Source organism: Aliiruegeria sabulilitoris (genome assembly GCF_001558155.1).
Taxonomy (GTDB): domain Bacteria; phylum Pseudomonadota; class Alphaproteobacteria; order Rhodobacterales; family Rhodobacteraceae; genus Tropicimonas; species Tropicimonas sabulilitoris.
The window spans coordinates 66,942-86,551 of sequence record NZ_LOAS01000007.1 but is presented as its reverse complement, the minus strand read 5'-3'; the positions used below and the strand labels follow the sequence as shown (position 1 = coordinate 86,551).

General features: G+C 63.1%; 19 protein-coding genes. 2 read left to right on the top strand and 17 right to left on the bottom strand.

Annotation, left to right across the window (positions count from 1 at the left end; genetic code table 11):
* Positions 1-1,011: a helix-turn-helix transcriptional regulator gene (locus tag AX756_RS06610; RefSeq protein ID WP_068309670.1), complete on the bottom strand. Its 1,011-nt coding sequence runs from the start codon at positions 1,009-1,011 to the stop codon at positions 1-3.
* Between the two features lie 642 nt (positions 1,012-1,653).
* Between AX756_RS06610 and AX756_RS06605 the strand changes: the two genes are divergently transcribed.
* Positions 1,654-2,355, top strand: a complete 702-nt coding sequence (locus AX756_RS06605; RefSeq protein WP_068309669.1) for a Crp/Fnr family transcriptional regulator — start codon at positions 1,654-1,656, stop codon at positions 2,353-2,355.
* A 65-nt stretch (positions 2,356-2,420) separates the two neighbouring features.
* Here AX756_RS06605 and AX756_RS06600 read toward each other — a convergent pair whose 3' ends face one another.
* From AX756_RS06600 to AX756_RS06565, 8 genes are all read right to left on the bottom strand, one after another.
* Positions 2,421-2,804, bottom strand: coding sequence for a hypothetical protein (locus AX756_RS06600; RefSeq protein WP_231700997.1), 384 nt, complete (start codon positions 2,802-2,804; stop codon positions 2,421-2,423).
* 51 nt (positions 2,805-2,855) lie between these two features.
* Complete coding sequence (locus tag AX756_RS06595; protein ID WP_156461408.1) at positions 2,856-3,122, bottom strand: nitric oxide reductase F protein; 267 nt, start codon at positions 3,120-3,122, stop codon at positions 2,856-2,858.
* Positions 3,123-3,134: 12 nt separating this feature from the next.
* Positions 3,135-3,704 (bottom strand): cytochrome c oxidase subunit 3, encoded by a 570-nt coding sequence (locus tag AX756_RS06590; protein ID WP_068309666.1) that lies wholly within the window; start codon positions 3,702-3,704, stop codon positions 3,135-3,137.
* 2 nt (positions 3,705-3,706) lie between these two features.
* Positions 3,707-5,644 carry a nitric oxide reductase activation protein NorD gene (locus AX756_RS06585; protein WP_068309665.1) on the bottom strand — a complete coding sequence of 646 codons (1,938 nt, stop codon included), beginning with the start codon at positions 5,642-5,644 and terminating at the stop codon, positions 3,707-3,709.
* A 10-nt stretch (positions 5,645-5,654) separates the two neighbouring features.
* A complete protein-coding gene (locus AX756_RS06580) occupies positions 5,655-6,464 on the bottom strand; it encodes a CbbQ/NirQ/NorQ/GpvN family protein (protein ID WP_068309845.1) in 810 nt (269 codons plus the stop codon).
* A gap of 5 nt (positions 6,465-6,469) precedes the next feature.
* The gene (locus AX756_RS06575; RefSeq protein WP_068309664.1) at positions 6,470-7,840 is read right to left on the bottom strand and encodes a cbb3-type cytochrome c oxidase subunit I; all 1,371 of its coding nucleotides are present in this window, start codon (positions 7,838-7,840) and stop codon (positions 6,470-6,472) included.
* 20 nt (positions 7,841-7,860) lie between these two features.
* Complete coding sequence (locus AX756_RS06570) at positions 7,861-8,313, bottom strand: c-type cytochrome (protein ID WP_068309663.1); 453 nt, start codon at positions 8,311-8,313, stop codon at positions 7,861-7,863.
* Positions 8,314-8,502: 189 nt separating this feature from the next.
* The gene (locus AX756_RS06565) at positions 8,503-9,702 is read right to left on the bottom strand and encodes an NnrS family protein (RefSeq protein WP_068309662.1); all 1,200 of its coding nucleotides are present in this window, start codon (positions 9,700-9,702) and stop codon (positions 8,503-8,505) included.
* Positions 9,703-9,884: 182 nt separating this feature from the next.
* Here AX756_RS06565 and AX756_RS06560 point away from each other — a divergent pair, with 182 nt between their 5' ends.
* Positions 9,885-10,184 carry a hypothetical protein gene (locus AX756_RS06560; protein WP_231700996.1) on the top strand — a complete coding sequence of 100 codons (300 nt, stop codon included), beginning with the start codon at positions 9,885-9,887 and terminating at the stop codon, positions 10,182-10,184.
* Positions 10,185-10,200: 16 nt separating this feature from the next.
* Here the strand turns inward: AX756_RS06560 and AX756_RS06555 are convergent, their stop codons facing one another.
* From AX756_RS06555 to AX756_RS06520, 8 genes are read right to left on the bottom strand one after another with little or no spacing between them, the layout of a single operon-like run.
* Entirely contained in the window at positions 10,201-11,130 is a 930-nt protein-coding gene (locus AX756_RS06555; RefSeq protein ID WP_170307800.1) for an FAD:protein FMN transferase, read from the bottom strand.
* A complete protein-coding gene (locus tag AX756_RS06550) occupies positions 11,127-11,645 on the bottom strand; it encodes a nitrous oxide reductase accessory protein NosL (RefSeq protein WP_068309661.1) in 519 nt (172 codons plus the stop codon). Before AX756_RS06550 ends, AX756_RS06555 begins: the two co-directional genes overlap by 4 nt.
* Positions 11,642-12,463, bottom strand: a complete 822-nt coding sequence (locus AX756_RS06545; RefSeq protein WP_082738991.1) for an ABC transporter permease — start codon at positions 12,461-12,463, stop codon at positions 11,642-11,644. The genes AX756_RS06550 and AX756_RS06545 overlap by 4 nt, the downstream gene beginning before the upstream one ends.
* Positions 12,463-13,359 (bottom strand): ABC transporter ATP-binding protein, encoded by an 897-nt coding sequence (locus tag AX756_RS06540; protein WP_068309659.1) that lies wholly within the window; start codon positions 13,357-13,359, stop codon positions 12,463-12,465. Before AX756_RS06540 ends, AX756_RS06545 begins: the two co-directional genes overlap by 1 nt.
* On the bottom strand, positions 13,352-14,608 hold the full coding sequence (locus AX756_RS06535) for a nitrous oxide reductase family maturation protein NosD (RefSeq protein ID WP_068309658.1): 1,257 nt from the start codon (positions 14,606-14,608) through the stop codon (positions 13,352-13,354). Before AX756_RS06535 ends, AX756_RS06540 begins: the two co-directional genes overlap by 8 nt.
* Before the next feature lie 3 nt (positions 14,609-14,611).
* On the bottom strand, positions 14,612-16,522 hold the full coding sequence (gene nosZ / locus AX756_RS06530; protein ID WP_068309657.1) for a TAT-dependent nitrous-oxide reductase: 1,911 nt from the start codon (positions 16,520-16,522) through the stop codon (positions 14,612-14,614).
* The gene (locus tag AX756_RS06525) at positions 16,515-18,701 is read right to left on the bottom strand and encodes a NosR/NirI family protein (protein WP_068309656.1); all 2,187 of its coding nucleotides are present in this window, start codon (positions 18,699-18,701) and stop codon (positions 16,515-16,517) included. The genes nosZ and AX756_RS06525 overlap by 8 nt, the downstream gene beginning before the upstream one ends.
* Positions 18,698-19,204, bottom strand: coding sequence for a hypothetical protein (locus AX756_RS06520; protein ID WP_068309655.1), 507 nt, complete (start codon positions 19,202-19,204; stop codon positions 18,698-18,700). The genes AX756_RS06525 and AX756_RS06520 overlap by 4 nt, the downstream gene beginning before the upstream one ends.
* Positions 19,205-19,610 lie beyond the last annotated feature (406 nt).

The following is a 19,610-nucleotide window of genomic DNA, read 5'->3' as shown; positions in this document are numbered from 1 at the left end:
TCAGCCAGCTGCGCCCGTTCGGGTTTCCGACGGACTGTTTCCAACAAGCCGGCGGACCGCCCGCGACAGGGTCGATGTGCTTGAATAGCCGAGGCGTTCGGAAAGGTCCGCGAGCTCAAGCTCCCGGGATTGCAGCAGCGACACGGCCAGATGGCGCCGGACCCGGTCGAGCTCGCCCGAGAACGTCGTGTTTTCCTCCGACAGCCGCCGTTGCAACGTCCGTACGCTCATATCCCCGGCCCGCGCGACCCGTTCTATCGTGGGCTCGCCGCCATGGAGCATGGCGGCAATCACCGGTCGGACAGAAGCCGCAAGGCTCAAATCCTCCGCGAGAGGTGGAATGGAGCGACCGGCAGCATTGGCGAGCCTGTCTCGCGCGATCACACGAAACGGGTTTTGCGCCACGTTTGCGTCGAGCATTATACGCAGGCTGTGATCGCCGCTTGGCGTCACGACATCGCCGAAATGGGTGGAGAGAGCGGTCAGCCCGGATTCAGGATGCGGCTCGGCTTCGATGCGTTGAATGAGCGGCGGCTGGTGCCCCGTGAATCGACAGATCTGGGCCACCATCGAACAGAAGAGCACGTGGACCGCGTGCAGTGCCTCGGGATCGATCCTGACCGACAGCTTATGGAGGATCGTCAGGCCGTTCCGGGTCTCTTCGACCCGGATCAACTCGTGACTGCAGTGCAAAGGAAGCGCGATCGCAACGCGTCGCACGGCTTCTGCCGGCGTTCGCGCCCCTAGCGCGACATGCCCGATGAAAGCCAACTCACCGATGCTGGCCTGTGAAACGATAGCGGCGCCGACATCCGCCCCGTGCGAGCGGGACATGTCGCGCAAGAGTTGGATGGCATTGAGCAATGGAATTGGATCAATCGGCGCCAGTGCGAACCAGTACCCGAGGTCGGCACCTTCGAGGTAACGCATGCTGTCGCCCCCGTTGGCTTCAAGGAAGCGGACCAAGGGCAACACATTGGCGGCACGGATGAGCGGTATTGTCTTGGCCATTCTCTCTGGTCGTTTGTCCTGGGTTTCGGTTCGTGGAGGAGATACATCCACGAGCTTGCCGCAAACGGACTCAAATCGCAAAGGCCACCACGGGGGCCGGCCACATTGCACGGCTTGGAAGCCGCCATTTCTCCAACCCGCAGCGAATTACCGGTGTCTGCCCGTCTCAGCGAACTCAGGGTTCGTGGGCCCGTCGAATTCGCGCACGCTGCGAAGTCGGCATAACGCGCATTCATGCAACGCGCGGAATTCTCGCCATTTCTGGCAAACGGCACGGGTATCAGGCGCGGTCTTGCGACTTGTCCGTCCTTGCAGGTGCCGGTGCGGCAGGCTTCGGAAAATCCCGGCGACCGGGCGCATAGATAAGCACAGGCAGCGGCCATCGTATATCGGAGCGCCGCCTGTCAGGCGATCAATGGCGCCTGCCATGTATGCATTTCATCGCCACCGTCATTTGCACCGGGGATGGCAGGGCGCGCGCCCGAGGGCTTACATGACAATGGCCACCCCGCACGCAGGCCGGGTGCCGGAATGAGCGTTGACCTCTCGAGGCAGTTGGGTATTTGCTGAACGGCACTCCGGACGCTGCCAGATCAGCCACGCTCCCTCCAGCAACCTCCCAGCTAATCGAGGACAGATCCCTTGCCCTACGAGAAACGCAGAAATATCGCCCGCGAGTCCTTGTTGATGCAGAGCCTTCCAGACGAGCATGTCGAACAACTGATCGCGAAATCGAGCTGGCACAGGCATGAACGTGGCGAAACGCTGTTCCTTCATGGAGAAACCGCGCGGTCTATCCACATTGTCATCGACGGGTGGGTCAAACTGTTTCGTGTCGCGCCGAACGGCGGCGAGACGGTCGTTTCGGTCTTCACAAGGGGGGAAAGTTTTGGCGAGGCCGTTGCCTTCCGCAACAAGAAATACCCCGTTTCCGCCGAGGCCGTCACGGATTGCCATCTCCTCCAGATCCCGACCAGCGCATTGCTCGAAACGATGCGGAAGGATCCGGAGGTGAGCGTTTCGATCCTTGCCTCCACGTTCACCCACCTCCATTCGCTCGTCGATCAGCTCGAACAACTCAAGGCCCAGACGGGTGCCCAACGCCTTGCGGAATTCCTGCTCGAAATCTCCGACAGCGACGAAAATAGCTGCGTGGTAACGCTTCCTTATGACAAGGTGCTGATTGCCGGTCGTCTGGGAATGAAGCCGGAAAGCCTGTCACGGGCGTTTGCCAAGCTCAGAACCTTCGGGGTCAAGGTGAACCGTTACGATGCGGCGATCGAGAACATCGAACAGCTGCGGAAGTTTGCGATGTCGGATCCCGCGGACTCCTGGAACAGGTAGATCAGACCTGCCGGAGCTCGGCGCGCCTGCCAGGGCAACTTCTGTCGGGCCAATGGTCTCGCCGGTCAGCCGGCAATCTCGTTTCTTGCGATAGACGCGATCCGCGCCGCGACGATCCAGAAGGCCAGCCGCACGAGCATCGCCACAAGCGTGCGTGCCTCCCAGGCAGAACCTGCCAGGATCAGGGCAACGAATACGCCCAGCACGATTGCAATCGCGACGGCAATCACGCGGGAAAGCGTCACGGCCCAGGCACGCCGGAAGACCATTCCCACGCCGGCTGCCACATATGCCGGTCCGGAAAGAGCGTTGAACCAGAGCACGGGAAGAACGATGTCACCCGCCCCCTCTCGAACGGCCTCCGGTCCCCAGAGCACCGCACCGCCGGACAGGATAGTCAATGTTCCGAACGCAATCGCAGCGCCCCCGATGAGAATGTGCCAACGCATCTTCATTTCTCCCTTCTCGTCCCGAAATTCGTTGTTCCCCGGCAGAAGATGTCAGCTCGCGAGCACCGGGACCACGTAGAGCCCGAGCAAAAACAGGCAGTAGACCCCAAGAACCCCGTTGAAGCCCGCTCTCCATGACGGGGCCTGCCAGAGACCAAGGTACCGCGACAGGATCACGCGCGTCTTCATCCAGGCGACCAACAGGATGGCGACGCCGGCGATGGTGGGCACCGCGTTCCGGGAAACCATGACGGCATTGGCCGCCGAGGCGCCGCTCAGGAGGATCAGGGCAAACCAGGCGCGTGTAAGTGATTTCATCGACATGGCACCTCACGCAAGCAGGTAAATGACGGGGAAGAGCAGCACCCAGACCAGGTCGACCATGTGCCAGAAAGCGGCGCCGACCTCGATGGTGTGCGCCTCGTCCCAGATCGCGACAAGACCGAGGATGACGATTCCGGCGGCGACATGCGCGGCATGAAACCCGGTCAGAAGATAGTAGAACATGAAGAACGGATGGGTTTCGACCCCGATCCCCTGCGCGACTTTCTCGGCAAATTCACCCCCCTTGATCCAGAGGAAAATCCCGCCAAGCAGCATCGCGGCAATCAGGTGCCTGCGGGCCACGGCCCTCTGTCCATTCCGCCGCAAATGAACCGCGCGCGCGGCCAGGAAGCCGCTTGTGATCAGAACCACCGTATTGAGAGCGGCTCCGGTACGGTGAAGGTGGTCCTGCGCCTCGGCGAAGCCGGAGGGATCGGAGATCCGCACGCCCAGAAAGGCCGCAAGCCCGGCACCGAACACCAGCAATTCGCTGACGATGAGCACCCACATGAGAAGCTCGCCGGGAAGCTCGTCCAGCGCATTGCGCGGCTCGGTCCGGGCTTGCGTTTCGGTCATGGTCAGGCTCCGACCAGGTGCCGGTATATCTGCGGCAGCGCCTGGGTGAGCTTGTCCGGGTCGGCAACGACCTCGAACCCGCCTTGCCCGAAAAGACGCGGGAACCAGCTCTTGGCAGTCCTGTCGACCGTGACGCCAAAAACCGATTGACCAGCGCGGCGTGCTTCGCGCACCGCCATGCGCGTGTCCTCGATCCCGTGACGGCCTTCGTAATGGTCCAGATCGTTCGGTTTGCCGTCGGTGATGACCAGAAGCAGCTTGCGTTTTCGGGCCTGCGTGGCCAGCCCGGCGCTTGCGTGCCGAATGGCCGCCCCGAGACGGGTGTAAAAGCCGGGCTTCAACCCGCCGATCCGTTCCTCGACGATGCGGGACATAGGTTCGTCGAAACGCTTGCAGTTTTGCACGTAGACGCGGTGGCGCTTGAGCGAGGAGAAGGCATTGATGGCAAAATCGTCGCCGCAGGCGTCGAGCCCCCATGCCATCGCGTCCAGCGCTTCGCGTTCGATATCGATCACCGCGCGCCCCGAAACAGCGCTCTCGGTGGAGCGGGACACGTCGAGCAGGATCAAAACCGCCAGATCACGCGCCTCCGGCCGCGTCTGTGTCCAGATCCGTTCTGTGCCCTGCCCGGTCGCCTTCCAGTCGACCTGGGCCCGCACGGTGGCGTCGAGGTCGAGCGCGTCGCCATCCAGATGCCCTCGGGTCACGACCCTGCCCGGCCTCAGCGCTTCGAACTGCCGCCTGACCGAGCGGATCCGTCGCGCTGTGCGCGGGTCTTTGGCGTAGTCCTCGTATTCCTCCCCTGCTTCCGCGGTGCTGGCCAGCACACGGACATGGTCCGGCAGGTAGCTGCCCGAGCGGGCGTCCCATTCGGGATAGGTCAGCTTCGCGGAGAGCCGCTCCCGGTCCACGTCCTCCGGCGCGAGGTCCAGATGCAGCTTCAGCCGCGTCGCGGGCGCCTTGGAGATCTGCCCCAGGCCGATCTCGTCCTGATCCTCCGCCGCCTTCTTCGCATCGTCATTGTCGTCGTCATCGACACGCCGATTGAGGTTGAGGAACTCCGCCCAGCTCAGGATCGCCTCGAACTTGTGCAGGATCAGGCTGTCGGCCCGCTCGGCCTGATCTGCCTGCCGGCGGCGGGCACGGAATGTCTTGTCGCCCGCCTCTTCCGGGGTACCATCGGTTTCGCGCGTTTCCACCTCGTCCCCCGCCGAGAAGACGACCTCGCGCAGATCCGGCCAGAGGGGCACGGGGCGGAAGGGTCGGTAACCGCGCGGTGCGGAAATGGAAACAAGCTCCCCCGAGATCATGGCGTCTTGCAGCGCCTTCACCTCGGGCGAGAGAGCCGCCCGATCGCCCAGCATGTGCCGCAGGAGCCCCTCAATGCGGGCTTCGACAACCGGCAACATGGGAGTCGGTCTTTGATAGAGCGTGCCCTCGCACAGGGCCGCATAGAGATCGCGCAGGCCGGGCGCGTTCTCCAGCGCGGCAGAGACCATCGCCTGAGCCGCCATAAGTGCGCGCAGGTCCGAGCGCAGCGGATCGTCCTCCGCGATCCGGTCGGGCGCATGGGCCACAGCCGCCGTCAACCACAGATAGAGCGCCGCATTCGCCTCGCGCGTCGGGAACACCGCCAGACGCGCGGGAAGACGGAGGATCTCGCCGTCGAAACTCGCCCTTGGTGTGGCCTCGACCTCGGTTCCCAGGCGACGCAGGAAACTCAGCCGGTGGCGGGAGATTTCGTCGGAAGCGGCGCGCAGCTCGACCGAATGGCTGCCCCCCAATCCGCGGAACAGGACCGCCAGCCGCCCCGAGACCTCCGAAAGGTCAACCGCGGCGCCATGATGCACCTCCGGCGCATCCAGACGGCTGGCAAAGGCGTGCCACAGTTTTCCGACGGTTTCCTCGGGTTCCCACGGCTCGAATTCGATCCTGCTCATCTGGATGACCTTATCCGAAGACCGCCGTGACAAGATCGAGAAGGCCGCCCTTCACGTCCTCATCATCGGTGAGCGGTTCGATCATCGCCGCGAGAATGGCCCGTTCAATGCCCATTCCCTGCCGGATCAACGTCGCTGCATAGACGACCAGACGGGTCGAGACACCCTCTTCGATGTCCTGCCCCTTGAGCGCACGCAGCTTGCCGGCGAGGCGCACGAGTGCGCGAACACGGTCTTCGTCAAGCCCGCTCTCCTGCGCGACCACGCGCACTTCCAAGTCCGGCCTGGGGAACCCGAATTCGACAGAGATGAAACGCTGTCGCGTGGACGGCTTCAAGGTCTTCAGGATATTCTGGTAGCCGGGGTTGTAGGAGGCCACGAGCATGAAGCCCGGCGCCGCAAGCAGTTCTTCGCCCGTGCGGTCGATGGGAAGGATGCGACGGTCGTCCGTGAGGGGGTGCAGCACGACCGTCACATCCTTGCGCGCTTCCACCACCTCGTCGAGATAGCAGATCGCGCCCTCCCTGACCGCACGGGTCAACGGGCCATCCACCCAGACGGTCTCGCCGCCTTTCAGCAGATAGCGTCCGATCAGGTCCGCCGCTGCCAGGTCGTCATGGCAGGCGACGGTGTAGAGCTTTCGGCCCAGACGTTCCGCCATGTGGCTGACGAAGCGTGTCTTTCCGCAGCCGGTCGGCCCCTTGAGCAGAACCGGCAGGCCGTTTTCATGGGCTGCCTCGAAGACCGTGCATTCGTCAGACTGGGGCAGGTAGAAGGGGGCGTCGGCCGCCCCTTTCGCATGTGTCATGGATCCATCCATTTCGATCACTCCGCCGGTACTTCGGCGGTCTTGCCGGGTTCAATGATCTCCTTGCGGGGCATGGCCACGGCGTAGATGAAGAGCAACGCCCCGAGCACAACGGCGATACCGGAGCCGAAGCGCATCCAGTAGAACAATGCCAGCTGGTCCTGCACGTCCATGAAGTATTCCCCGAGGACGCGCTGCAGATGCGTCTGCAGGGTGCCGGCGAAGGTCAGCACGAAGGTCATGAAGGTCATTCCACCGGCCATCAGCCAGAAGGAGGCCATGTTGAGCACCTGGTTATAGGGGTCGCGTACTTTCAGGATCGGCATGGCATAGGTGAAGATGGCGAGGTTGAGCGAGACGTAAGCGCCGAAGAAGGCCAGGTGTCCGTGCGCGGCCGTGATCTGTGTGCCGTGAGTGTAGTAGTTCACCCCGTGCAGCGTGTGCAGGAAGCCCCAGACGCCGGCACCGAAGAAGGCCAGCGTGGCGCAGCCGAGCGACCACAGGAGCGCGGCCTTGTTCGGGTGGTCCCGGCGGCCTTTCCAGACCATGACGAAGGCAAAGGCCATCATGGCGAAGAACGGGATGACTTCCAGCGCGCTGAAGATCGAGCCGATCCACTGCCAGTAACCCGGCGTGCCGATCCAGTAATAGTGGTGGCCGGTGCCAAGGATGCCGGAGAAGAGCGCGGCGGCGACGATGACATAGAGCCATTTCTCGACGATCTCGCGATCGACGCCGGTGAGCTTGAGCATCAGGTAGGCCAGGATCGACGCCATGATCAGCTCCCAGACGCCCTCGACCCACAGATGCACGATGTACCACCAGTACTGCTTGTCGAGGCTGAGGTTCTCCGGGTTGTAGAAGGAGAACAGGAACAGCAGCGCCAGCCCCCAGAGGCCCAACAGCAGGATATTGGTGATGGCGGTCTTCTTGCCCTTCAGCACCGTCATCGTGACGTTGAAGAGGAAGATCAGCGCCGCAACGACGATGCCCATCTTGACCCATTTGGGCTGTTCGATGAATTCGCGGCCCTCCTTGCCGAGCAGCCAGTTGCCCTCGAAGAGGTTGAACGTGTAAGTCAGCACCACGCCCAGCGTGCCCACGACCAGGATGATAAGTTGCAGATAGGCGAGCTTGGTGGAGTGGATCTCGCGCTCCGCCTCCTCCGGGATCAGGAAATAGGCCGCTCCGAAGAAGCCGCAGATCAACCAGACGATCAGCGAATTGGTGTGCAGCATCCGCAGGATGTTGAAGGGGAGCAACTCGCTCAGGAAATTGGGCGAGACATAGACCCAGCCCAGCACGAGCCCCATCGTCACCTGCACCGCGAAAAGCCCCATTGCAACAGCGAAGTAGGCAAGGGCGATTTTCTGTGATTGGTATTTCATATCTCTGTTCTCTCTTTCCTTCAGCCGGCGTCGTTCGGCGGCCAGTCCTGCGCGTCGATCTTGTCGGTCCAGATCAGGAAATTGGTGAGGTCGCGGATCTCGTCATCCGTCAGGTGGAAGTTCGGCATCTGCCGGCGGCCCTCGATGCCCGTCGGCATCGCTTCCATCCAGCCCTTGAGGGTTTCGAAAGCGGCCTCGGGATCGTCCAGCACACCCCAGCGGGTCATCACGTTGCCCACTTCCGGAGCGTAATAGGCGCCCTCGCCAAGTATTGTGTGGCAGTTGATGCAGGCGTTGTGTTCCCAGACACGTTTGCCCGCCGCCACGCTCTCGTTGAGCGTATTCGCGTCGGTCGACTGGTTGACGATGTAGCGATGTGAGTGGACCGAGAGGCCCAGGAAGATGAGGATGAAGAACAATGACCCGCCATAGAAGATATTGCGGGCCATGCTTTTTGTCATGACTTCGCGCATTGCGCGCTCCTTTGCGAAGCGTTGGTGATGAAGAAAGGATGAAAGGTGTAAGCCCGACTCGCCTTAACGAAAGTCAAGGATGTGAAAATGCTCGTGGCACGCGAGATTGGGCTCGCCAGAGGGCTTACGGCACACCGAAGAATCGCGCTGCAGGATGCAGGGCGCGGGCGATGCGTGGATCGAGGAAATTCAGCCGGCCCTTGGCAGACGTGGGGTAGTCACGAGCGGCAGAACGGAGACGGTATACAGCGCAAAGGCAAGCACCCAGCAAAGACCGGAGCCGACTACCAGCGGAGAATACCAGTCCCCGGACAGTTCCGAGCCGATCCAGCGCAGAACGGCGCTCGCCGCGATGATAAGATAGCTCGCCGCGACCGGCCCCGGAGCGATCAGTTCCCGGCCGGTATGGCCGAGCACCGCGCGGCTCATGACAGCGAGCGTCATACCGCCGACGGCCCCGATTCCAAGCAGGTGCAGCGCCGCGACTTCATCGCCGAACCCAATCCATGCCAGCCCCCAGAGAACCAGGCCAAGGCCAAGCATGGCCATCCCGAGATGCAGGGCCAGCAGGATGGGTTGGTTCAGGGTCCAACGCCCGCTCCAGCGCGAGAGCCGGACAAGTTGCACGCCCCCCGACAGGATCGCGAGTCCGCCGACCGGGACGGCTGGCACCCCGATAAGCAAGGCAAGCGGCAGTATGACCGCCAGGGCAAGCCCGGCCTTGTCCAGCCTCTCCGTTGACCGGGGCCAGGCCTGCTCGGGCAGGTCCGCGCGTTTCATGGCATTGCGTGTGAAGCCCGGCGTGACCCTGCCACCGAGCACCCCGATCATCGAACACAGCCCCAGCAGCCCGACGCGCATCCCGCTGTCGAGCGTGTCAGCCGTGATCCCCATCCACTCAAGATGCACCATCAGGTTCCCGGCCCACACGATGGAAAGGAACAGCACGAACAGAACGTTCTGTGGCTTGGGCCGTTTCATCAATTGCTGGGCGATCTTGACGATCAGGATGGGCAGGAAGGCGAGATCCAGCAATGCCACCAGCCCTGCGGGCAGCACCATCGCAAACCATACCGCCACACGTCCGGCCAGCCAGATGCTGGCTGTAAGGATAACGAACAGGTGGCGCGCAGCCTGGGTGCCGGTCCAGTTGGGCACGGCCGTCAGGAGGAAACCGCCGAGCGCCGTGCTGGCATAGCCGAAAATCATCTCATGCGCGTGCCATTGCTGCGGCGGTACGGCAAATTGCGGTGCACCGAGCACGCCGCCCGGAAACGGGTCTGTCAGCCAGATCACCCAGATGACCCCCGCGAAAACAGCATAGAGCCCCGCCGACAGGAAAAAGACCCGAAAGCCCTCCGAGAAGAAGATGTTCATGCGGGGAGTCATGGCGGTTCTGTCCTCGTGGTGCCTGCGAAAGGTGAATCTTCGGACCGCGCGACAAGCGCTGTCCGGATCATGTTGCGGGAATAGACGTCCGGCAGGCCCAGCACCTTAACGAAAGTCAAGGAAACTAGCCAGGCGCCGTGGGATTTTGAGACATCACCACCAATCGGGGCGGAGCAACAGAAATGCCGTGCACCAAAGCCAGTCGGGCACAGGCTGGCAAGCAGGACAGCGCAGGCGGTGCGGATGGCAATTGGTCGATCCGAAAGCTTGCCGTCCTGCTCTATCCGTTTGCCGCGGCAGCCGTGGCGATCAACCTCTTCATGCTGGGCCTGATGGGACAGACGATCGGCCTGCCCGCGATCTCGCCGGCCCTGGCGATCTGGGTAAGCCTGCCCCTGGGAATACCCGCTGGCTGGATGGCCGCGCGATGGGTGCGCGGGCTGATGGACGAGGCCGAGCGGAGGCCACGTCGGAAGGGATAGACCCGGACAGCCCGGTTCAGGCGATCACCTCCAGGCGCGCATCCGGAAATGCAGCAACAGCGGTCGCGGCCCCTTCTGCGCTCAGCAGGCAGCAGGCGGTCGACAGGCCATCGGCAAGCGCCGCGCGTGGCGCACTTACCGAGACCACCCCCTGCCCCATCGCCGACAGACCCGTCGCGGGATGGAGGATGTGGCCAACCTCCCCCCGCGGATCCAGCAGCGTGCCCGACGGCGACGACGTCGCAAGCGCCCGGTCGCGCAGTTGCACCTTGTGGACAACACGGCCGTCCGGCCGCGCGACACCGGCCACCCAGGCAGACCCGTCGGAGCGCGTCCCGCTTGCCACGATCTCACCCATGTCGATCAGGATGTCTTGCAGGCCCCGCGCATGCAGCAGCGATGCAACCCGATCCGTGATGTAGCCCTGCGCGATGCCGTTGAGCGTCAGCGCCATGCCGGGACGGGCGAAGGCAATCTGCCCTGTGTCCATTCGCAGGTGCCGCCACCCTGTTCTTCTCAACGTCGCCGACAGATCACCGACCCCTGGCGGGTGTCCAGAAATTGCGCCCGCCGCCTGTAGTTGCCAGAGCGGCTGGATCGTTGGATCGAAGGCGCCGCCGGACACGTCGTGCAGGCGTCCAGCCAGTGTCAGGACTTCCAGAAGTTCGGCGGGGGGGTGATCCAGCCGGCCGTCGCGGTTCAACCTGTCGATGGCCGAGCCGCGCCGATGGAGGCTGAAGATCGCTTCCAGCCGACGCAGTTCCGCCTCCACCGATGAGAAGACGGGCGCGGCCCGATCTGGCGCGAGCCCTGCAAGCTGCATGCTTGCCCCGGCACCAAGCGCCAGCCCACGCCAATGCGCGGCCGGTTGGCCGGCCAGTGCTGGCGCGGCGGCGGCACTGGCCGAGATTGCAAGGAAACGCCGGCGCGTCAGGGACGAGATCATGAGGGTTGCTCCAACGGCTGGTTCAGGTCGACCGAGCCCAGGGCGGCCTCGTCCGGGATAGTGCCCAGCGGCATCGCGGCGCCGCCATATCGATCGATGAAGGCCTGCGCCTTGGCAGGTTGTGCGAATGGCACGATTTCAGGTGCGCCCATACCACCCGCGACCCCGGCACCAACGACGAAATGGGCGGTATCGGCAGCGATCCAGTTCTCGGCGCCGGGCTCCGCCCAGGAGGGCGCCGCGCCCATGTCGCTGACATAGATCGCGAGGATATGGGCGTCACGTTCCGGGCTCTTGAGATAGGCGACCATGTCCCGCACCTGCGCGAAAAAGATCGGCGCCGGGTAGCCCTCAAGATGGATCTGTCCCTTGGGACCACCATGTTCGGCCACGTTCATCTGGCAGAAATAGCTTAGAGCGGCATCGGTCATGGGGGACGGATCCGGGGCCTCTGCGACCTCTTCCTTGCAGGCGGTCAGCAGCAACAGCAGGCAGGGGATCAGGATGTGCTTCATGGCTCCAACCTCCGCAACGCGGTGCGGGCCATGGCGAAGCCGGCGATCAGCCAGAAAGCGAGCGAGGCCGGTGCGGCCCAGTCCGGCAGGCTTCCGGACACGCCGGCCATCCCCGTGGCAAGCGCCACATCGGTTGAGGCCGCGACATTCCAGAGCCGGAACGCGTCGGCGGGATTGGCGGTCAACACCCAGGGGAAGACATTCTGCGTGAAGTAACCACCCGCATCGGCCACAACAGCACCCAGCAGGCCGAGATCATAGAGAACAACCACCACCAGCCACAGTGCTGCGGACAGACCCGCAGCCGCGGCCGGGCTTCCTGCAAGGCTCGAAAGCATGTAGCCGAATGCCAGAAAGACGGCCCCGAGCAGGATCGACGTGCCGATCAGGCGCCCGACCGCCAGCGCGCTTTCCAATGACGCCCCGCCGGTGGCCGCGACGACGAGACCGGAGGTGCCGAAGCCTACGCTCATGGCAAAACCGAGCGCCGCCAGATGGGCGAGGAATTTGCCCCCGAGGATCTCGCCCCGCCCGGCCGGGTAGGAGAGCAACAGCGCAAGGCTGCCGCGATCGGCCTCTCCGGCGATGGAGTCAAAGCTCATCATCAGCGCCAGAAGCGGCGCGAGATAGACGGAGAGCGTGGTCATCGAAGCCACGGCCACGGTCAGCCGGTCGACGCCGAGCGTTCCTGTCGGCGCGGAGCCGGCGAAGGTCAGCGCCAAAGCGAAGAGCAGCATGATGAGCGTGGCCAGGAACAGCCAGCGGTTGCGGCGGACAATGAGCCATTCGGTACGGGCGACGGCAAGAACACGGCCGATCATGCGCCTTCCTCCTGTGCAAAGTGGCGATAGAGGTCCTCCAGCCGTGGCGGGGTCATCTCGATGTCCTCCACCGTATCGGTCATGGCGGCGAAACGGCGGAGCTGCTCCATCTTGGCTTCGGGCGCGCAGGAAAGCTCGACGGAGGCGCCGTTTATGCGCCGCCCGCCGGTATCCGCGGCGAACCGGTCGGCCGCACCCTGGCGGGCTCGAATGCGCAGTTTCGTTGGCAGGCCCGCCTTGTGCGACAGGCTCGCCAGCGTGTCGTTAGCCACCAGCCGCCCCTTGCGCAGGATCGCAATGCGGTCGGTCCGCGCCTCGACCTCGGTCAGCGCGTGCGAGGCCACCAGCACTGCGGTCCCCTGTTCGGCCAACTCGTCGATGATCGTGTAAAGCTCCTGGCGCGAAAGCGGATCCAGCCCGCTTGTCGGTTCATCCAGCAGCGCCACGGCCGGTTTGCCGAGCAGAACCTGCGCCAGCCCGAGCCGCTGGCGCATCCCCTTGGAATAGGTGCCGATGCGCCGGTCCGCCGCATCGGCAAGGCCGACCCGCTCCAGCAGGCCGGCCACCGGCACGCATCCGACGCCGGCGAGACGCGCGAACAGCGAAAGCTGGTCACGTCCCGTGAGTGACTTGTGAAAGCTCACCGCTTCCGGAAGGAAGGCTGTGGCGAGGCGGGCGGCATTGCTGCCCGGAGCCACACCCGCGACGCGGATTGTGCCGCCATCCAGCGGCGTCAGCCCGAGGATCAGCTTCATCAGCGTGGACTTGCCGGCGCCATTATGGCCAAGAAGCGCCACGCGCTCACCTGGGGCCAGCGCCAGGCTCACGGCATCGAGCGTCAACTGCCCGGCGCGGCGCTTGCTGGCACTGTCGATTGTCAGGATATCAGTCATTCAGTCCCTCCCATCCGGTCAGGTCGATCTCTCGCGGTCGCATCAACGGGTGGCTGTCGATCACCCCGCCCGGCAAGAGCGCCGGGAAGGCAGATTGCGACCAGCGTACGAGCTGCACCGCCGGGGAGCCGAGCAGCAGCTTGGCCGCCGGCTGCGTCCAGAGCACGTGATCCATGCTGTCATTGGGTCGGTAAGGCGCATCGGCAATGCCGTCGCCATTCAGGTCATAGGCGGCAAAATCGGACCAGTAGTTGCCCCTGCCCTCCTCGGACCACTCCACCCAGCGGGAGGAGACGTATTTCACCTGGGTCCGGTTGGCGATGAAGGCATTGCCAAGGATCCGGTTGCCCTCGGAGCCGGCGGTGAAGTGGATGCCGATGCCGCAACCTTCGAAATGGTTGTCGGAAAACAGGTTCTTGTTGGAGTTGTAGAGGAAGGCGCATTTCTGCTCCGTCCCCTTCACGTAGTTGCCGGTGATCTCGCTGTGGTTGGCGTAGTTCATCATCACGCCATGCTCGCGGTCATCGATGGAGACGTTGTTGGCCACCTTGACCTGCCTTGAGAACATCACCGCGTAGCCGAGATCGTTGCCGATGGAGACATTGCCCGTCACCTCGGACTGGTTGGCATACATGTAGTGCACGGCAAAGCGCAGGTCGCGGAAGGTGTTGTTCCTGAAGATGTTCTTCTTGGAGGAATTCACGAAAATCCCGTCGCGGCCAAGCCGGATGTCATTGTCCTCGACCACCGCGCCGGGTGCGTTCCAGACATAGACACCATTGCCGCGATCGTTCATCCGCTGGTCGGTGCGTCCGGTGATGGTGTTGCCGGCAACCACGGCGTCGCGCGCGCCGTGGATGTCGACCCCGTAGAGATTGCCCTCCAGCACGTTGCTGACGACACGGGCGCGAGTGGCCCCCTTGGTCAACTTGATGCCGGAATCGATCTCCTCATGGGCGGACCCCGATCCGATGATCGTGATCCCTGTCACCGTGACGTCCGCGCCGGTCACGGTGAGCACGCTTCCCCGGTCCTGTCCGTCGAGGATCGCGTGGCCCTGTCCGTCGAGCGTGACCGGAAAGGCCAGTTCGACGGTTTCGGGATAGGTCCCGGGCAGCAGGCGAAGCACGTCGCCCTCCGCGGCCCGGGCCAGTGTCTCGGCAATCGCCCCGGGCCGCGGCGGCACGTCCCACTCGGCCGCGGCAAGCGGCGAGGCGATCAGCAGCAGGATAGCCCAGAGCATACGCATGGCTTACGCGCCCTTCGGCTCGACGAACATCCGGCCGCGCATCTCCATGTGGAGCGCGTGACAGAACCACTGGCAATAGTACCAGTGCACACCCGGGCGGTCGGCGACGAAGGTCACCGAGGCCGTTGCCTGCGGCGCGACTTCCATCGCGACGCCGAAATTGGCCAGGCAGAAGCCGTGGGTCAGGTCGTCGATATCGTCCATGTTGGTGACATAGATGGTGACCTCGTCGCCCTGCTTGACGGTGAATTTCTCCATCGAGAATTCCGGTGCCACGGAGGAGAGGTAGACCCGCACCTTGTTGCCGTCGCGGATGAGTTCCTCGTGCCCCCAGTCCAGATCGACGCCATCGGCTTCGGCCTGCTTGCGGGCATCTTCCCACATCGGGTCGTTGCGGTCCCATTCGTTGCGCGGGTTGACGATATCCCGGCGAACGATAATCGAGTCGTGCGGCTCGGCAAAGGTCGGCCCGTCATGCACGAGCTTCATGCCGCTGCCTGAGATGTCGATGAGCTGTTCGTTCTCAGGCTTCAGCGGGCCGGTATTGAGGAACCGGTCCTTGGAGAACTTGTTCATCGAAACCAGCCACTTGCCGTCGGCCTCCTTGGTCTCGCCCATGGAGGTCGAGTTGTGGCCCGGCTGGTAGTGTACGTCGATCTTCTCGATGATCGGGTCCACGTCGGCGCCGTTATACTGCTCGATCGCTTTCTCGATGTTCCACTTCACGGCCTGGCTGTCGAGGAAGAGCGTGGTGAAGGCGTTGCCCTGACCGTCATAGGCGGTGTGAAGCGGCCCAAGGCCCAGCTGCGGCTCGGCCACGATGCAGGAGCGCGGATCGGCGTCGGAGTCGAAGAGCGCATCGAGCTTGGTCACATCCATCACCGAAACCGTCGGCGAGAGCTTTCCGTTGATGCAGACATGCTTTCCGTCGGGCGCGGTGTTGATGCCGTGCGGGCTGTTCGGGATCGGAACGTAGCGGGTGTATTTCTTGTTCTGCCCCTTGCGGCCGTCGATCACCTTGACGCCGTTCAGCTCCTGGTAATCGCCCGCTGCGACACCGGCCTCGATCTCCTTGAGGTTGAAGACGACGACGTGGTCCATCTCGTTCTCGGTCATCTCGGCCAGGTTCATGCCCATTTCCGAGTTGTAGGAGGTCGAGTAGGCGTATTTGCCCTGGTAGTCGCAATCGGTGTTGTCGAGGTTGCCCGAGACGATCACCTGCCAGGCGATCTCCATCGTGTCACCGTCGATGGCGGTGAAGATGTTCACGTATTGCGACGGATCGTCGAGGATCTTGCCGTCATTGACCAGCGGCGCCTCGTGCTCGCCATTGGCAAAGACATAGCCCGTGCGCGGGAATTTCTGCGGCCGCATGCCGTGGATGTCATGCGCGTTCGGGATCTCGAGGATCTTGTCGCATTTCATCACGTCGCAGCGCACGCGGGCCACGCGGGTGTTCGCCTTGTCGTTCATGAACAGGTAACGGCCGTCATAGGTGCCGTCGGTGAAGGACATGTGCGGGTGGTGCAGGTCGCCATTGTCGTAGGTTTTCTTGCCATTTGAGGCGAGGAACTTCTTCGTCTCCTCGGTCAGGCCCTCGGTCAGCACCTTGAGGCTCTCGTTGGTCTGGCCCCAGCCGGTGGCCGAGCAGCGGTTGAACACCGGGATCCGCATCAGCTCGCGCATAGACGGCACACCGAGGATGCGCAGCTCGCCCGTCTGGCCGGAGGACCAGAAGCCGTAATAGTCGTCCAGTTCGCCCGGCTCGAGGCTGGCATTTCCGGCCGCGGCCTTCGCGGGGGTGGCAGCCATCATCGTTCCGCCGAAGCCGGCGGAGGCGAGCACCGCCCCCGTGGCCGTGGCGCCGAGCATTCCGCGACGTGTCATCGCCAGTTGCTTCATTTTCTCAGACATGGGCGTTCCCTCCTTCAGGTTTCATTTTCTTTGCGTTGGGGTGATTGGTGGGCGGCATTTCCAGCGGATTGCCGACCTTCTGGCGCCGCCTTATCTGCCGGATGACAACGGGGCACTTGGCTTCAGACTGGTACAGAACCTGGCAATGCAGGCAGTCGACGCATTCATTCGGGTTGATCTCGCCGGTTGGGTGGATCGCCTGCACCGGGCATTCGTTCGCGCAGATCTGGCAGGGCGATCCGCATTCCTTGTAGCGGCGCAGCCAGTCGAACATTCGCATCCGCGCCGGGATCGCCAATGCGCCGCCGAGCGGGCAGAGATAGCGGCAGTAAAACCGCTCCACGAACAGTCCCGCGACCAGCAATGACACGGCAAAGACGACGAATGGCCAGTCGCGCACGAATTTCAGGATGATCGCGGTCTTGAAAGGTTCCACCTCGGCCAGATGTTCGGCCAACGGGATCGAGGCCAGCGAGACGCCGAACAGCCCGAGGAAGATCATGTACTTGATCGGCCAGAGCCGTTCATGCAGCCCCCACGGCAGTTCCCATTGCGGCAGCTTGAAGAACCGCGCGATCTGGTTTGTGAGTTCCTGAAGTGCGCCGAACGGACAGAGCCAGCCGCAATAGGCTCCGCGCCCCCAGAAGAGCAGCGCTGCGGCGACAGCGAACCACTGGATGAAAACCAGCGGGTCCATCAGGAAGGCGTCCCAAGAGAAGCCCGCGCGCATCTGCCCCGCCAGCGCCATGAGGTTGACGACCGAGAGCTGCGCATTTGCGTACCAGCCGACAAACACCAGCGTCATCGTCAGGTACCCGATGCGGAACCAGTAGAAGACGCGGGCATTCACCGTCGCCTGGAACTGGAAGAAGAAGGTCGCCGTCAGAACAAGCAACATCACGCACAAAACGGCGATCTCAACCGTCTTGTCCTTCCAGATCCGTTGCCAGAGCGCGGCCTTGGCGGCGGCTTCGTCCTCGGGCGCATCGACCATTTGCAGCGTGGACGCCGGCAGCAGGTAGTGCTCCGGCAGTTTGTAGCCGAGATCGAATGTCAGGAAGCTTTTCTCGATCGCCCCGACGGCTCGCTGGACCAGTAGTTGCAGGCGGAATGGCTCGGCGGGATCGAACCCGGCATCGGCGGGGATCCGGAAAAGGTCCATTTCGGAAAATGTCGGAGCATCGCCGGTTGCCAGATCGCCAAGTCGCCGGTGTTGCTTGTCGAAGAAGCGCACGGAACTGTCACCCTGGATCAACTGGATCCGGTCGAAGATGCCGCCGCGCACATAGCCGGACCCCTTGAAGGAATAGGTGCCACGCCCGAGTACGAGGATCGCGTGCTCGCCTTCCTCCAGCCATTCCGTGAGGTTGCGGTATTCGTTGTCGCCCAGAAGCGACCGGCCGATCGAGGGCACCGAGACCAGCGCCATGTGCATGTCGATGAAGGTATCGCCCGGCTCGCCCGCTTCTGGCCGCTTGATGGCGCGTTCGTCGCCCGTCTCCTCGAAGGCCGCGTTGACTTGTCCGACATCGAGTGTCAGGCGTCGGATCGACCCGTCGCCCGACAGAAACTTCCAATTCTCCGTGCCGGTGATGGACAGGTCCAGTTCGCGCTTCGGCCCGGTCGTTTCCAGCGCCAGCCCGCCAAGGCCGAGTGCGCGGGCAACCTTCAAACCGCCACGAACGATGGAATCGTCGATCACGATGATCGTGACTGTCGCGCCCGAGATGATGTCGAGATCATGCGCAGAGCCGCCCGCCTCGGCCTCGGCCTTGAGATCCAGCCCGGCATAGGACTCGGTAAGCGCCTTCACCTTGCGGTCGGGGATGCCAATCAGGACAATGGGTTCCGAGTGCTTGACCAGTTGCACGCCGGTCAGCACGGCATCGTCATCGACGGCCGCGACGACGTGAATCGGCTTGCCGGAATATCCTGTCGTGCTGACGAAATCCGATGTGAGAAACGCCCATGCGACCCGTTCACCGCCTTTCAGCAAGGGGGCAACGGAGATGTCGTTCCGCACAGGACCGAAGGAATCGGCCTCGGGATGAAAATCGGAAGCTGTCAGGTCGGGAAGGAAGCTGGCGAGGGTTTCGGCGGCTGCGCGGTCTGCCTGAGAACCGATAACGGAGAGCGTGAAGCCGAAAACCCAAAGCCAGAAGGTGAAGGCGCGTTTCATATCCAGGACGCCCTCCCCTCGGTAAAGGGCAGCCCCATGAACGGGATCATAGCCAAGTCTGTTGCCTTTTCGCTGCGGAATGGGGGAGCGCGGTTGTCTGCCCAGAACTGGGCCGGATTGTCTTTGACCGGCTGTGCAGCAATCCAATCGGGCCGTCCTGAATGGTCAGTTTCAGGAATTATCCGCGATTGAACCGGCTGATCACCGAGGGCGACGTTCGCACAGAGTTGACAATCGTCGCACTCTGGACAGGGAGCATCTTCGGGATCGGTTACGTTCCCATCGGGATCGATGCGAAGGACCGAGACACCGAATTCGGAACAGATCTCTGTCAACTCGCCACCGGCATTGGCTGCGGCCGGTACAGGCAACACTGCCTGCATGGCCACAAGCATGCAGAGCAAGACGGAAAGGAAATTCCGCCTGCTCCTTTGCAGCCGCTGCTGCTTTCCGGGGATATGCGAGTGTTGTTGCATCCTGAACCAAATCGAGTGCTTCACCATTCAACAACACTGAATCCAAGGCGGCATCCTTGACTTTTGTTAAGATCACTTTGCCCGAGATACCGGATTGCGCTGTGCCCTGACGAAGGGACCGACACGGATGCGCCTTCAAGAAAAAGGGAGCGATTGGGCTCAGGCCCCCGTGACATGCCCCCCGTAGCCGTCCCCCAAACTCGGTGAGAGCCTTCCGCAGCGTGATGTGTTCCTTACAGGGAGATGAGCGGATCCAGGAGATTTACCAGCCCATCGCGCGCTTCATTCCGGCCGCTTGCGTGAAACCCTTCGCACAATGCAAAAGGAGCCCCGTTATCCCCAAGAAGAAGCTTCGCCCGACAGTCCTTTGACGCCATACCGAGTATTCTTTCGGCGGGCGGCGACTGAAGCTGATCAGCCTCGGCCAAACGAG